This is a genomic window from Paenibacillus wenxiniae (assembly GCF_039822605.1).
In the GTDB taxonomy this organism is placed as follows: domain Bacteria; phylum Bacillota; class Bacilli; order Paenibacillales; family Paenibacillaceae; genus Saccharibacillus; species Saccharibacillus wenxiniae.
In genome coordinates, this window is sequence record NZ_JBCGUH010000004.1 from 329,724 (window position 1) to 345,567 (window position 15,844).

Annotated in this window: 10 protein-coding genes; 9 read left to right on the forward strand and 1 reads right to left on the reverse strand. The window is 45.4% G+C overall.

Annotated elements, in window-relative coordinates; translation table 11 throughout:
• Window positions 1-401 precede the first annotated feature (401 nt).
• The gene (locus tag AAHF22_RS10170; RefSeq protein ID WP_347324878.1) at window positions 402-2,348 is read right to left on the reverse strand and encodes an ABC-F family ATP-binding cassette domain-containing protein; all 1,947 of its coding nucleotides are present in this window, start codon (window positions 2,346-2,348) and stop codon (window positions 402-404) included.
• Between the two features lie 455 nt (window positions 2,349-2,803).
• Here AAHF22_RS10170 and AAHF22_RS10175 point away from each other — a divergent pair, with 455 nt between their 5' ends.
• The 9 genes from AAHF22_RS10175 (at window position 2,804) to groL (ending at window position 15,522) form a co-directional block, all read left to right on the forward strand.
• The gene (locus AAHF22_RS10175) at window positions 2,804-3,427 is read left to right on the forward strand and encodes a 5-formyltetrahydrofolate cyclo-ligase (RefSeq protein ID WP_347324879.1); all 624 of its coding nucleotides are present in this window, start codon (window positions 2,804-2,806) and stop codon (window positions 3,425-3,427) included.
• Window positions 3,428-3,460: 33 nt separating this feature from the next.
• On the forward strand, window positions 3,461-3,997 hold the full coding sequence (gene moaC, locus AAHF22_RS10180) for a cyclic pyranopterin monophosphate synthase MoaC (RefSeq protein ID WP_347324880.1): 537 nt from the start codon (window positions 3,461-3,463) through the stop codon (window positions 3,995-3,997).
• Between the two features lie 94 nt (window positions 3,998-4,091).
• Window positions 4,092-4,589, forward strand: a complete 498-nt coding sequence (locus tag AAHF22_RS10185; protein ID WP_347324881.1) for a MogA/MoaB family molybdenum cofactor biosynthesis protein — start codon at window positions 4,092-4,094, stop codon at window positions 4,587-4,589.
• 318 nt (window positions 4,590-4,907) lie between these two features.
• On the forward strand, window positions 4,908-5,147 hold the full coding sequence (gene tatA, locus AAHF22_RS10190; protein WP_347324882.1) for a twin-arginine translocase TatA/TatE family subunit: 240 nt from the start codon (window positions 4,908-4,910) through the stop codon (window positions 5,145-5,147).
• A 177-nt stretch (window positions 5,148-5,324) separates the two neighbouring features.
• Window positions 5,325-6,074, forward strand: a complete 750-nt coding sequence (gene tatC, locus AAHF22_RS10195) for a twin-arginine translocase subunit TatC (protein WP_347324883.1) — start codon at window positions 5,325-5,327, stop codon at window positions 6,072-6,074.
• A gap of 554 nt (window positions 6,075-6,628) precedes the next feature.
• Window positions 6,629-7,831: a small-conductance mechanosensitive channel gene (locus AAHF22_RS10200; RefSeq protein ID WP_347324884.1), complete on the forward strand. Its 1,203-nt coding sequence runs from the start codon at window positions 6,629-6,631 to the stop codon at window positions 7,829-7,831.
• A 10-nt stretch (window positions 7,832-7,841) separates the two neighbouring features.
• Window positions 7,842-13,256 carry a diguanylate cyclase gene (locus tag AAHF22_RS10205; RefSeq protein WP_347324885.1) on the forward strand — a complete coding sequence of 1,805 codons (5,415 nt, stop codon included), beginning with the start codon at window positions 7,842-7,844 and terminating at the stop codon, window positions 13,254-13,256.
• 259 nt (window positions 13,257-13,515) lie between these two features.
• The gene (gene groES / locus AAHF22_RS10210) at window positions 13,516-13,797 is read left to right on the forward strand and encodes a co-chaperone GroES (protein WP_347324886.1); all 282 of its coding nucleotides are present in this window, start codon (window positions 13,516-13,518) and stop codon (window positions 13,795-13,797) included.
• Between the two features lie 96 nt (window positions 13,798-13,893).
• Window positions 13,894-15,522: a chaperonin GroEL gene (gene groL / locus AAHF22_RS10215; protein WP_347324887.1), complete on the forward strand. Its 1,629-nt coding sequence runs from the start codon at window positions 13,894-13,896 to the stop codon at window positions 15,520-15,522.
• The last annotated feature ends 322 nt before the right edge of the window (window positions 15,523-15,844 follow it).

The window sequence follows — 15,844 nt, forward strand, 5'->3', positions numbered from 1 at the left end:
ACAAGGAGCAATGGGATTTTTACTAATAATGGATTTTACAATGCTATGCATCTCAAGGGTAGTTTTGTCAAGATGTTAACAAAGTTATCCACATATCCCCTGAAAAATGTGGGCAAGTTGCAAAATGCTTGCTATATCTGTGTTTTTTAAAATCATCGTTTAGGGGATAGTTAGGCACAGCTTTCACACCCCAATCTGTGGACAATGTGCATAACTTAGTGGATAAATATGGATTTTTCTGAAAAATGCTATTCTAGCAATAAAAATTAGCTGTATTCACGCAATTTTTTCGCTTTTTAAGCGCTGCGTTTTGTGGATAAGTCTGTTCACAACATCGCTCAGATTATTTTACAAAAAAAGTACGAATTTTTACAATGATATGAACAGGTATTGACAGGTGCTTATTCGGCAGCTAACAATTCCCATTCCTCATACGCTTGTTCCAGCGTTTGTTGATAGGTCGCAATCTTTTCCTGACGAGTCTGAACAGCTGCATAATCTTGATAAATGTCTGGTAGCGTCAATTCCTGCTCCAGTGCAGCGATTCGATCCTCACAGTTTGCAATTTCTTCTTCCAGTTGCTCCAGACGGCGCTTGCGATTACGCTCTTCACGTTTCGCCTGTTTACTCTCCTCAAACGACATCGCTGCCAGGCGAATAGGGTCATTAGCTCCTGCATCTGGCTTCGCTGTTTTTAGTGCATTTGCCGCTTCTTCTGCCGCAATCTCCAGCAGTTCCTGCTTTTTAGCTGTATAATCATCAAAGTTACCGAGATACGTTGCCAAACCATCCGGCCGCAGCTCCAAAATACGCTCAGCCATTTTGTTCAGGAAATAACGGTCATGGGAAATGAACAGCAATGTGCCTTCATAATCCATCAACGCAGATTCCAGCACTTCCTTGCTCACCAGATCCAGATGGTTGGTCGGCTCATCCAAAATGAGTACATTCGCTTCCAGCAGCATCAGCTTGCTGAGCGATACACGTGCCTTTTCGCCGCCGCTCAAGGCAGCTACTTTTTTGAGCACATCTTCACCACTGAATAGGAAGTTGCCAAGCACCGTGCGGATACGTACTTCCTCCAGATGTGGGAAGCTACTCCACACTTCCTCCAATACGGTATTGCTCGGGTTCAAATGTCCCTGTTCTTGATCATAGTAGCCAATTTTCGTTTTGGCGCCCCATTCGATTTTGCCGCCATCTGGTGCATGATCACCGATTAACGCTTTGAGCAGTGTCGTTTTACCCGTTCCGTTCGGACCGATTAGAGCAACCATATCACCGCGCCATAGTTCGAATGAGATCGGTTCAAATAGCTTTTGCTTATCTTCATACGACAGTGTCAGATTGTGTACGCGCAGCACATCTTTACCGGATACGACCGACGTTTCGAACGTAAAGCTTGCCTTTTTCAAATCTCCGGCAGGGCGATCCATACGATCCATTTTTTCCAGTGCACGTCGGCGGCTTTGAGCACGCTTGGTCGTGGAAGCACGCACGATATTTTTCTGAATAAACTGCTCCATACGCGCGATCTCATCCTGTTGCTTTTCAAATTGCTTCATGGACGATTCGTATTCTGCCGCTTTAATGTCGATATAACGGCTATAGTTACCGGTATACCGTCTGGAACGGTGACGTTCAATCTCAACGATGCTTGTGACCAGTCGATCAAGGAAGTAGCGGTCATGCGATACAACGAGCAATGCGCCAGAATAAGCACGCAAATAATCTTCCAGCCAGGCGAGCGTATCCAGATCCAAATGGTTGGTCGGCTCATCCAGCATCAGCAGATCAGGTGCTTGCAGCAGAATGCGAGCGAGCGCCAGCCTTGTTTTCTGACCGCCGCTTAACGTGGACACCAGCGTATCCTGTGAAAAGTCTGCAAAGCCCATTCCGTGCAAAATGCTACGAATCCGCGTTTCCATCTCATAGCCGCCGCGTTCGCGGAACCATTCAGACTGCTGTGAATAGCGTTCTAGCAGCTCAGCATAGGCTTTTTCATCATCCATATGTGCCGGATCGGCGATTTGTTGCTCCATCGCGCGCAGTTCACGCTCGGTCTCAATCAGCTCGGCATATACCGAACGCATCTCCTCACCGATCGTATTGCCGTGATGCAGCCCGCTATTTTGTGCCAGATAGCCCAGGGTCACTTCCTTGCTACGGAAAATTTGTCCGCCATCATGCGACATTTCGCCAGCGATAATTTTGAGCAATGTCGATTTGCCGGCGCCATTCACACCAACGAGACCGATCCGTTCGCGTTCCTCAATCTGTAAATTGATGCCTTCCAGCACCGGAGTAATGCCATATAATTTAGTAATGCCGCTTGCTTGCAATAACACAGTCAATCCATCCTTTCCTATATGAACAGCCAGTCGCTGTCCGGTTCATTTGCCTAGTATACGAGCCATATCCTGATCCATAGTGCTCTGCCAGTTCATGCTAGACAGGAACATGCTCACGATCAGTATGGAGCATTTTATAAAACGAAATGGTGTCGCCTATATTTACAGCGTTGTCGTTTATCGTTGTACGTTATACGGAGAGGGAAACTAACCCTTCTGCCGCAATTAGCCCATCCTGTCTAGTGTACATGAAATGCTGCTATTTTGCATGATTTAATCCGGTACAATGTCTGCAAAATAGTGCCGTGCCAGCGTATACAAGTCCTGATATGAAGGTTACATAAGAAGAGAAAGGGAAATTGGTTTTTTGACAGGAAAGTGTTACACTGTCAATATGAATGACTCGTGCTTTTTGCTTATGATTCGCCGGGTCGATGTACGGGAGGCTTTTGATGGAACACCAGAGCGATAAACGGCTACTTCGTGAACAGCTTCAGCAGCGAAGACGTCAGCTTCTTGCAGAGCTGCGTGTTCAGCAATCGGCAGAGCTGTGTGCGGTTGCGACAACGTATATTCAGCACTTGCGACAGCGGGCACGCAAACGGCCGTTTACGGTGTTCAGTTATTTGGCTTACCGGGACGAGCCGGATACATTACCTTTGCTGGAGGATTGCTGGAAGCACGGCGATCGTGTGCTGGTGCCTCGTATTCAGCGAGAGCAACAGGGCATTTTTGAATTGTATGAAATCGGTGGCATTGATGATGTGGAACCGGGCATGTACGGTATTCCTGAGCCGAAGGAACATACGCCGCATTATCCAGTCGAACGCTGGCATGAGATTGATCTGGTCATCGTGCCCGGTCTTGGCTATGATCGACTTGGGGGACGTATCGGCTATGGCGGTGGTTATTATGATCGCTTTATGGCACAGCTCGTCGTTTCCGGTGATACTGCCCCACTGCTGGCAGCACCGGCATTTGATGTGCAATTGCTGCCACATATTCCGATGGAGCCGCATGATTTTCGGATTCATTTATTATTTACACCTTCCGGGGTTGTGATTACGCATGAATGACGGTGTACCGTCATCTTATAGATTAAGCACGCGATGAAAGTTGGGATTCCATTGAGCCATGAACGGCATAATGAATATGAAGGGCTGCCGACTGTGAGTGGGCCGCTTACTCATTTTAATGAACAGGGTAGAGCACGTATGGTCGATATTTCGGGCAAAGAAGAAACCGTGCGTATCGCAGTAGCTACCAGTCAGGTAACGATGCAGCCTTCGACACTGCAAGCGATTCGATCCGGTGAAGTAGGTAAAGGAGATGTGCTGGCAGTCGCTCAGGTGGCAGGTATACAGGCAGCCAAGCGTACATCCGACTGGATTCCGATGTGCCATCCTTTACCGCTAACTGGCGTAAACATTACCTTTGATGATAATGGGGAAGATGAGCTTTACATTGAAGTGAAAGTGAAGACGGAAGGCAAGACAGGTGTTGAAATGGAAGCACTGACCGCTGCCTCTGCCGTAGCTTTGACGATCTATGATATGTGCAAAGCGTTACAAAAAGATATGGTTATCGGCCCGACGCTACTGCAATCCAAAAGTGGCGGTAAAAGCGGAGACTTCACCAGAAGCTAAATACAACAATACCATCAGCAAGATCAGGACAAAGCAATCTATCATATACGTAACAGTCGAAACAAACAGGACATAGAGATGGGAGGGTGAGCGTATGGTTTGGAGAACAGCTATTTTAACCGCCAGTGATAAAGGAGCTCGCGGTGAACGCGAGGATACAAGCGCGCAAGTCATCCGTGAGCTAGTAGAAGAGGAACTTGGCGGCGAGATTGTGGAATATCGTGTTGTACCGGATGAGCCGGATGAGATTATTGCTGCGCTAATTGAAATGACCGAATATTTTAATGCAGATTTGATTTTGACGACTGGCGGAACCGAGCTTGCCCAGCGTGATGTTACACCGGAAGCGACGCGGCGCGTCATTCAGCGTGAAGTACCGGGTATGGCAGAAGCGATGCGTGCTACCGTTATGCAGAAAAACCGCTCCGCTATGTTATTCCGCGGAATTTGCGGCATTCGTGAACGCAGTCTGATTGTGAATTTGCCGGGCACACCAAAAGGGGTACATGAGCATCTGGCAGCGATTATGGATCAGTTGCCTGAGGCGCTACTTATGATTACAGGACAATATCGTCCGGTTGATGAGCGCTAACTCCAGCCAGGTCTGGCTTGTGGAAGATCGGATTCCACAATAGTACGTATATGCTGGACGTATTCACCGTTGAGCGGAAACGACATCTGATCGTAACCTATACACAATGACTGTATACAAGTGTGCTATGCAGTATAACTTCTGTTATACAGTATAACGTTTATCGTGCAGCGCAATTTTTCCAATGGAGGAATTGTGTGTATTTGTGTGCGAATAACAAAACATTTTACGTGATCCAATAGTGAAGCGAAGTGCGTAGTTATGCTATGATAGGAGCACGATAGACGGATGCTGTCGTACAATGAAGGAGGAGTTCCAATGTTAAACGGTATGGGTATTGGCCCAACTGGCTTCATTTTGCTCATTATATTGGCGCTTATTTTGTTTGGACCGAACAAGTTGCCTGAACTTGGGCGTGCGGTAGGACGTACATTCCGCGAATTTAAAGAAGGTACCCGTGATATGATGAAAGAAGAAGATCAGAAGACGAAAGCGCCAGTAGAGCCTGTTCAATCGACTCCACTGCCACAGGAATCCAAGCTAGAAGACAAACGTTAATGATACCAGGTGCTTCGTTACAACAGAACGTTGTCACCGTTCAACTATGCCGGAGGCTATATTGAAAAGTCTCCGAATCCCTTCCTTTCGGAAGGGATTCTTTTCGTATAGGGCGAAAGGTAGCCGGTCGGAATCTGTCCTGTGCACGATCAGGGGCATGCAGAAGTGAGGGAATCCATGAATAAATTGGAAAAAGAAATGTCGTTGCTTGATCATCTGACCGAGCTTCGGCGTAGACTCATTATAATTATTGCGGTGCTATTTCTAGGCATGGTTCTTGGTCTATTCGTGGCTCAGCCTGTCTATCAATATCTCGTGTCGGCTGAAACCGCGCGTCATCTAGTATTCCATGTTTTTTCTTTCTGGGATGGCATTGGATTATATATGAAAATTGCGATGATCGTCGCTTTAGCATTAACGTTGCCATGTGCATTATTTCAGTTATGGGCATTTGTCAGTCCGGGCTTGCTGCCGAAAGAACGGCGTGCTGCACTGCGTTATATTCCGTTTGTATTTTTGATGTTTATGATCGGTGTGTTATTTGCCTATTATATTGTCTTTCCGATGGCACTTACGTTCACATCGCAGGTGACGAGAAGCATGGGGCTGGAAGAAACGTATGGTGTCGTGCAATATTTTACGTTTATGTCCAATATCGTCTTTCCCGTCGCGGCGCTGTTCGAGCTACCGCTGATCATTATGTTTTTGACCACGCTTCGTATCCTATCGCCTGCTTTACTGCGCAAGATGCGGCGCATCGCCTATTTTGTACTAGTATTTATTGCGGTCGTTGTCACACCGCCCGACTTTATCTCTGATATTCTCGTTGCCATTCCACTGCTTGGTCTGTACGAGCTGAGTGTATTCCTGTCCTCGATCGTCTACCGTAAGCAGCAGGCAAGCGATCGGGAAAAACTGGAAGAATAGAGCAAATAATTATGGAAACAATGAAGGAATAATCGATCATCATCACGAATTAGTTTAACAGTTAAGATGTTTGATAAAAAATGTCGACAAAGCCAAATAAGTAAAGAATTTTAGATAGTATATACCATAAATTCACAGAATAAAATCGAGAATATAAGATTATATTTTAATGAATTTTTTATGTAAACGATATCCCCAATCGTTCAAAGTGCTTTTCCAGTTGTAATGGATCGTGCAGGTCAACGCCTGTACTGACTGGAAAAGCACTTTTTTTACTTAATTATCTACCAAAACACTATCTTTTTTTTGCCTAGCCGATTATAACTAGTAAATAAGGACTGATACTAAACGTGACCGTTTGTAGAATAAACACGACAAACGCAGGTTACTGGAATTGAACGGTTAAATAGGAGGAATGCAAAGATAGAGAGAGGTAAGCCTGTAAACGATAGCTTCTTAATATTAGCTTTGTGATGAAATGATTCCACTCGCAGTGGATGGACTCAAAGCGAATAAGCTAACATTTTTAGTATATAAACAAAGGGGTTACGACGTTGAAAAAAATAGTCTTTTTAATCATCACATCCGTTCTGATTTTCCTGTTGCCTACACTTGGTAGTATTGTAAGATGGGGAGGGTTGCCAGAAGGCTACGGTCTATTTCCTGCACAGGAAGCAGGTACAGATCCTGGCTTTAATTTAACGTATTTCATTTGTGCTTCTGTCGTAGCTGCGTTTATTTTAATTTTTCTTTTATTCCCACGCTTATTTGGTTTTAAAAAGCCGGCTCCACAACCGGTTGTGCGTCAAAACGTGAAGTTTCCATACTGGTTCTGGGGAGCGCTACCTGTATTGATCATTTGCTGGATCATTATGTGGACACGTGCTAAGATTCCAGTTGATTTGGAATCCATTACATCTCTCCCGATTTCTTTCTCTCTTGAACGTTATACCTTTGTGCCACTATGGTGGTCATTTATTTGTATTTTGGATGGTATTGTATATAAACGTAATAACGCGGTATCGTTATTATCAACAAAGCCACGTGTGATGCAGATTTTAGCTGTTGTATCGTGTTATAGCTGGTTTGCTTTTGAATATCTTAACTTTTTCGTGATGGAGAACTGGTATTATCCTAACAATAAAGTCATGTCTGACTTTGGTAATGTATTCTGGTTCTCACTATCGTATACGACGGTATTGCCTGCTATTGTAGAGTGGTATTTACTGCTCAAAACATTCCCACTCATGCGCGATCTGTACAGCAATGGACCTCGCTTGAAGGTGAATAAGAGCTGGCTCATTATACTGTATATTCTAGGGCTGGCACTTTCATTGTTAATGGGCTATTTTCCGTATCAATTGTTCTGGGTGCTGTGGGTGGCGCTCGTGCCGTTATTATCGGCTGCAATGGGCTTATCTCGTCTATGGACGCCATTCCATCCGATTCGTGAAGGAAACTGGTCACCGCTGTTACTGATTGCGATTGCTACGGTGTTGAATGGGTTCTTCTGGGAAATGTGGAACTTCGGTAGTGAATGGTTTAAATCAGGCTATCCTGCCAATCCGAACTACTGGAAGTATTCTGTTCCTTACCTGGATAAGTTCCATATTTTCTCGGAAATGCCGATTCTGGGCTATTTCGGCTATCTGTTCTTTGGTGTAAACTGTTGGATCTTGTGGTTGACCGCAGCGTATATTTTCAAATTTAACCCTAACTTTGAGCTGGATGGTAAGCAGGTAGACAGGATGAAATGAGGGGACGCTAATGATATGGAAAGATCAGAAATACACCGTGATAGAGGAAATTGCTGATCATGGCAATAAAGCCATCTATCGCTGCATTAATAATCTTTCCGGAGAACGCGTAATTGCTAAAGTGCTTGGAGCTAAAGTATCCACGTATGAATCAATTATGCGTATCAAAAAAGAATATAAGCTATTGTCAGAGCTGAGTCCGACCATCTCAGGCATTATTCGCCCGATCCAGTTAGAGGAACGTGGCGGTTATATGATTTTGACGCTGGAGGATATCTCTGGGGATTCGCTGAAAAGCATCATGAAGCAGCAGCATCTTGATACGCAAACCGTGTTACAGCTAGCGATCAAATTAACCGATATTATCGGCAGTATTCATGATCGGCAAATTATCCATAAAGATATCAAGCCGGCTAATCTGATCTGGAACCGCGAAACGGATGAGCTGCGCCTGATCGACTTTGATCTGTCTGTACGCTGGAGCAATGAGAAGCTAGATTATGTGGCGACCGGTGTGATGGAAGGGAGTCTCGGTTACATTTCTCCAGAACAAACGGGCAGAATTAATCGAACGATCGACTATCGGTCTGACTTTTATTCGCTCGGTGTAACGCTGTACGAAATGCTGACAGGTAGTCGTCCACATCCTGTAGATACGACGATGGAGCAGATCTATGCGATCATCGCCAGAAAACCGGTATCTCCCTATGATCAGACAAGTGGCAAAGTCCCGCGAACGCTATCGAATATCGTCATGAAACTGCTTGAAAAGTCACCGGAAGATCGTTATCGCAGTGCTTACGGCATTCGGGCCGATCTGAAGAAGTGTCTCGCTTCGCCGATGAATTATCAATTTAAAGTCGGTTTGGAAGATCGGATGACCTTTTTCCGTATTCCACAGCGATTGTATGGTCGTGATGCAGAGCTGGGTATGCTGGAGCAAGCACTGGATCGCAGCATACAGGAACGTGTACAGCTGGTGCTAGTTGCGGGTGAGGCTGGAGTGGGCAAAACAGCACTCGTGAATGAGCTTCAGGCTACCGTATCTACACGTAAAGGCTATCTTGTACAGGGCAAGTTTGAGCAGTATAACAAGAACATTCCCTATAGCGCGTTTATCGAAGCATTACGCGCACTGCTGAGTCAGTGGTTTAATAGCCCTGATGAAGAGCGTACCAGCTTACAGCATGCATTAAAGCTCAATCTTGGTACCAATGCGGGTCTGATGACCCGCTGGCTACCAGAGCTGGAACAATTAATGGGATCACAGCGCGAGCCTGAAGAGCTGCTACCCGTAGAGGAAAATAACCGATTTTTCCAATCTGTATTACGATTATTGGAAACGCTGGCAAGTCAACAAAAGCCGATTGTATTGTTTATGGATGATGTGCAGTGGGCAGATAGTTCCAGCGTACAGCTATTCACTCGATTGCTGGAAAGCAAGACGTTAAAGCGAGTGATGATCATTGCTTCGTATCGACCTAATGAAGTGAACGAGGTTCATCCACTCACAGTAGCCATTGAGCGTGTGCATGAGCAGGAATTCATTCATCAGATGCATTTGCAGCCGCTGAGTGAGCCGGTTATTCGACAGTTCATTAAAGATACGGTCGACTTGAATGTACAGCAATTGAAATGGCTTGCACCGGTAATTCATCGTCAAACGGGAGGCAATCCATTTTTCGTACAGGAGATTTTGAAAGACTTGTACAAGCAGAGTGCGATCTATTTTGATCATATGAACGGAGAATGGTCATTAAATGCGGTGCAGATTCGTGCACTGACCTCGAATGAAGATCTGATCGATTATTTGATCCAGAAAATGAAAACCCTGTCCCAAGAAACGCAGTTGATTTTAAGTATTGCTGCACTAATCGGTCGCAGTTTTCACTGGCGCGTACTGAAACTGATTGGGTATGCGGAGAAAGATCAGCTATTGTCTGCATTATTGCTGGCGGTAGAGCAGGATATTTTAGTACCGCTGCAATCAAGTTACCATTTGCTTGATGCTTCGACACTGTCTGAGGATGAGCTAGAACGGCTAAATATTCAATTTGCCTTCCAGCATGATAAGCTTCAGCAGGCGTTATATCAAATGATTGAACCAGAATTACGCCAGCAGCTGCATATAAAGCTCGGTTGGCTGCTTCTGGATCAACAGCGTGAACAGAATGTTCAGACGGATATTATGGATATCGCCGGCCATTTGAATAAAGGCATGAAGTTAATTTCCAATCCGATCGAGCAAGAACGTCTGATCGATGTGAATATGCAGGCTGGACGACGCGCGAAAAAGGCATTTGGTTATGCCGCGGCTTTAAAGTTTCTGGAAGCGGCGATGGAATTATGTAATCATCGACATTGGTCTGAACAGTATGAACGTATGTACGAATTGCATTTCTTGTACAGCGAATGCGCCTATTTGATCCAAAAGCGAGATCAAGGCGATAAGATGAGTATGTTGCTGTTGGAACGTGCGCATACGGACATGGAATGTGCAACCATTTATGAAATGCGCTCCAGCCATTATATGTATCTGGGTATGATGGAGGAAGCGATTGCTGCTGGTGTCGCGGGATTGCATTGTCTGAACTTTGCTGTACCGAAACGATTAACGATGGCGGTAGTCGGTAAAGAATTGATCGCTGTCAAAATTAAACTGGGCAGACGCAAAGCACAGGAGTTGCTGGAAGGACCGGAAGTTCAAGACCCGAGAATGAAGATGATTATGCGTCTTCTGCGCGGATTTGCAGCCCCCTCCTTTATTACAGGAAAGAAGGAACTTTTCGCCTGGTCTGTGCTTAGACAAACGGCACTTTCTGTTCGTTATGGGAACTCGCCAGAGTCGGCAGGCGCTTATGTGGGCTATGCGATGTTACTGTCAGGACTTGGCGATTTTAAAGGGGCTGAAGACTACGGTCGTCTGGCTGTAGAGCTTAATCGCAATTATAAAGACTTGCAGTGGCGCAGCCAGATTCATGTGTTGTACAGTCTGTTTTGTTACAGCTGGAGCCATGATTGGGAGACACTGGAGGAGCAGTACAGCCGCACGATGGATTACAGCCTTCAATCCGGGGATATGCTGTATTTAGCCCATGCCTGTTATTATATGAACCTGTGGAATCCGGACATGGAGATTGAAACGTACTTGCAAGAGAGCGACTTTATGCTGGATAAGATTGAAAATACGCGTTATATGCCTGCGCTCGCTACCGCCCGTTTAGCTCAGCAAAAATTCAGACTGCTGGCAGGCAAGCTGGACAATACAGATTCACTGGATGAAGGCGTATTCAGCGAAAAGGAATACCTTGATCTGTTGGAGAATGCACGGTATTACTCGGGCATCGCTATCTATTATGTCACCCATTTGCAGATTGCTTTCTTATTTGAACAACGCGGTCGTTCCAGAGAGCTGTTGGAGCAGGCAGATCGTGTGATGCCGACGCTGGCAGGCTCTGCTTTTATGGAAGAAGCGATCTTTTATACATTCATGTGTCTGGCATCGGATTATGATCTGTACAGTATTCATGAGAAGCGCAAAGTACGGCGGAGAATGAAGCGTGAACTGCGCAGAATGAAGAAGCTCGCTGCCTATCATCCGCATAATTTCCTGTCTCAATACGAGATGATGCAGGCGGAGTGGTATCGTATTGGGCTGAATTATCGTGAAGCAGAGAAGCATTATCATGGGGCATTGCGTCATAGTGAGCAGGGGCGATTTACACGTTACAAAGCCATTGCTAGCGAGTTAGCCGGACGCTTTTATCTGGAGCGCCAGTTGCCGGAAATTGCCGCCTACTATGTGAAGCAGGCTTCCTACTATTATTCCGTCTGGGGTGCCAAAGCGAAAGTAGTGCAGCTTCAGGAAGCGTACGAGGAATTAATGGGACATATTCAATGGCTGCCGCTGCATGGCGATCAGACGATGAGCATTTCGACGGAAAATATCGATATCCATCTGCTGCTTAAAGCTTCGCAGTCATTCTCGCGTGAGATTGAAATCGACCAGCTGTTGCATAGTATTATGAATGTCGTGCTCATTAATGCAGGAGCGCAGCGTGGCTGTATGATTATGAAGTCCGGACCGAGCCTATGGGCAGAAGGTCAATATGATGAATCGACCGATCAGGTCCATGTACGTGTACATCGTGATCAGCAAACGATGGGAACTGAATTTCCATGGTTGACGCTGGAAGAAGTATCCGCCGGACAGGAGACGCTCATTTACAATGATGCACGTTTGAGTAATCGGTTATCAGATGTACGCTATATGACTGAGCATCAGCCCAAGTCGGTGCTATGTATGCCACTTGTGAATCAGGAACGCGTGATTGCGGTGATCTATCTGGAAAACAATCTTATTACCGGCGCATTTACACGTGAGCGATTGAATATGATCAATTTATTATCACGCGAGATGGTATATGCGATTGAAAATGCCAGTTTGTATAGCGAGCTGGAAAATCTGGTCACACAGCGTACAGAGGAACTGGAGATCAAAAACGATCAATTGCTCAAGTATCTGGATATCGTCGATAAAAATGTCATCATTGCCAATATCGATATGTATGGTCGTATCATTCATGTGAGCGAAGAGTTTTGCTTTCTGACAAGTTACAAACGGGAGGAATTGATCGGTAAGCCGCATCAATTTTTCAAGCCGCCTTCGTCGCAAAAGGGAGACATTGTAGAACCTTTTACAATGAATGAAAATCGAACATGGCATGGCGAGCTGGTGCAATTTTGCCGTGATCAGAGTAAGTTATGGCTCGATATGGTCATTGAACCGGAATTTGATCAGGATAAGCTGATAGGTTATACGTGTATCGGCCACAACATTACAGACAAAAAGCAGATTGAGCATTTATCGATTACCGACGAATTGACGGGTTTGTACAATCGTCGTTATTTTAACAGCCAGATGCCACACAAGTTGGAGCAGGCAGTCATTCAGCAGGCGAGCATCACTTTTATTTTGCTGGATATTGACCATTACAAAAAATACAATGATGCCTACGGTCATTACGAAGGTGATAATGTACTTCGGATCATTGGCGCTACTTTGCTGGAGCAGGTAGGCTATAAGAGTAAAGCTTTCCGTCTGGGTGGGGAAGAGTTTGCCATTCTGCATATCGGCGGTACGTATGATCAGCTTAGTGAGTATGCAGAGCGCATTCGTCAAAGTATTGAAGCTTTACAAATTCCACACGCACAGAGTGATGCAGCGCCTTATGTGACGATGTCGATTGGAGTCGGTTTTGTTGAACAGGCGATCGCTGATCTTTCAGAAGAGAAGCTGTATCGTTTGGCAGATGAAGCCCTGTATCAAGCGAAAGCGAATCGACGAAACTGTGTCGTCATTCACACGTACCAGGCAGACACATCATACTCAGAGCAAGCAGATTACTCTGAGGCAGAACGTTGAGAGCAGCTAGTATGAGTGCAAACATAAGAGCAGAGAGGTGTTTTTCAGAAGTGACCGTCTATCGGTTTCACTGCATGAGAAATGGTTCTCTGCTCTTTTTCTATGACTGCTGTACGATTTTTACATAAAGGGACTTGAAATCATCGTCCAAGTTGAGTATCATAAAGTTGGTTGTTAGCACTACACGTGGTTGAGTGCTAACACAAGCGTGCAGATGATCTGTACGATGCAATTATTCAAATTAAGGAGGCTATTTTTCATGATCAAACCTTTAGGTGAACGTGTATTGGTAGAAGCGAGCCAGCAGGAGGAAACCTCTGCATTCGGTATCGTGCTTCCGGATTCCGCCAAAGAAAAACCACAGGAAGGTACTATTATCGCTGTGGGTAGCGGACAACTGAAGGATGGAGTTCGTATTCCGCTGGAAGTAAAAGAAGGCGATCGCGTGCTGTTCTCCAAATATGCCGGTACAGAAATCAAATTCGAAGGCAAAGAATACCTGATTATGAAAGAAAGCGATATTCACGCAATTATCGGTTAATTCCGCGATCTTGCCCATACATCGCCTGGACGCTCAACGTCTAAGCAACGCTGTTCCAAACATGAATTTCCAACATACTGAGGAGGTACTTTTCAAATGGCTAAAGACATTAGATTCAGTGAAGATGCTCGTCGTTCCATGCTGCGCGGTGTGGATGCACTGGCAAACGCAGTAAAAGTAACACTCGGACCAAAAGGCCGCAATGTGGTACTGGAGAAAAAATTCGGTAGCCCACTCATCACAAACGATGGTGTAACCATCGCAAAAGAAATCGAACTGGAAGATGCATTCGAAAACATGGGTGCACAACTCGTTAAAGAAGTAGCTACCAAAACAAACGATGTTGCCGGTGACGGTACAACAACAGCAACCGTTCTGGCTCAAGCGATGATTCGCGAAGGTCTGAAAAACGTAACGGCTGGTGCTAACCCGATGGTCGTACGTAAAGGGATCGACAAAGCGGTTCGCGCTGCGGTAGAAGAACTGCAAAAAATTTCCCGTCATGTGGAAGACAAGCAATCGATCGCTCAAGTTGCAGCCATCTCCGCAGCTGACGATGAAGTCGGTCAACTGATCGCTGAAGCTATGGAAAAAGTCGGCAATGACGGTGTGATCACTGTTGAAGAATCCCGTGGATTCGCGACTGAACTGGAAGTTGTAGAAGGTATGCAATTCGACCGTGGCTACATCTCTCCATACATGATCACAGATACAGATAAAATGGAAGCTGTCCTGGACAACCCATACATTCTGATCACTGACAAAAAGATCAGCAGCACACAAGAAATCCTGCCGCTGCTGGAAAAAGTTGTACAACAAAGCAAGCCGCTTGTGCTGATCGCTGAAGACATCGAAGGCGAAGCGCTGGCAATGCTCGTAGTGAACAAACTGCGCGGTACATTCAATGCAGTAGCGGTTAAAGCTCCTGGCTTTGGTGACCGTCGTAAAGCGATGCTGCAAGATATCGCTGCACTGACAGGTGGACAGGTGATCACAGAAGAACTCGGTCTGGATCTGAAATCCGCTACAATCGATCAACTGGGTACTGCACGTCAAGTACGCGTAACAAAAGAAAATACAATCGTTGTAGACGGTGCTGGCGACAAAGCTGACATCGATGCACGTATTAGCCAAATTCGTTCCCAACTGGAAGAAACGACTTCCGAGTTCGATAAAGAAAAACTGCAAGAGCGTCTGGCTAAACTGGCTGGCGGCGTAGCCGTAATCAAAGTCGGTGCAGCAACAGAAACTGAACTGAAAGAGCGCAAACTGCGCATCGAAGATGCTCTGAACGCAACTCGTGCAGCAGTTGAAGAAGGTATCGTATCCGGTGGTGGTACTGCACTCGTGAACGTATACCACGCAGTAGCAGCGGTAGAGGTAGATGGCGACGAGAAAACAGGCGTTAACATCGTTCTGCGTGCTCTGGAAGAGCCAATCCGCACAATCGCAGCCAATGCAGGTCAGGAAGGCTCTGTTATCGTTGAGCGCCTGAAAAAAGAAGAAGTCGGCATCGGCTACAACGCCGCTTCCGGCGAATGGGTAAACATGTTCGAAGCAGGTATCGTTGACCCTGCTAAAGTAACACGTTCCGCACTGCAAAACGCAGCTTCCGTAGCAGCAATGTTCCTGACTACTGAAGCCGTAGTAGCAGACAAACCAGAACCAGCAGCCCCAGCAGCTCCAGATATGGGCGGCATGGGTGGTATGGGCGGAATGATGTAAGATCATCCCCCTAAAAAGCGTCAAACCTTGGTAATCCAAGGTTTGACGCTTTTTTTTGGAAATTTATAGTTACTTAATATTGCATTTAGATTGTCAAATTATTATTACGATTAATTAACTTTAAAATAATATGTATAAATATTAACTTAAGAAAATTAAAAATGAGCATAGTATCAATTTTTCTTTTAATTAGAGGGTATGATTGCATAATCTAAAATCACATAATCAAAGCAAGAAGATTTTCTGGGTCTAAAAGATGAATATATTTAGATGATTTAGGCAGATGGCAAAAATATGTTATATAATTAAATTATATTCAATA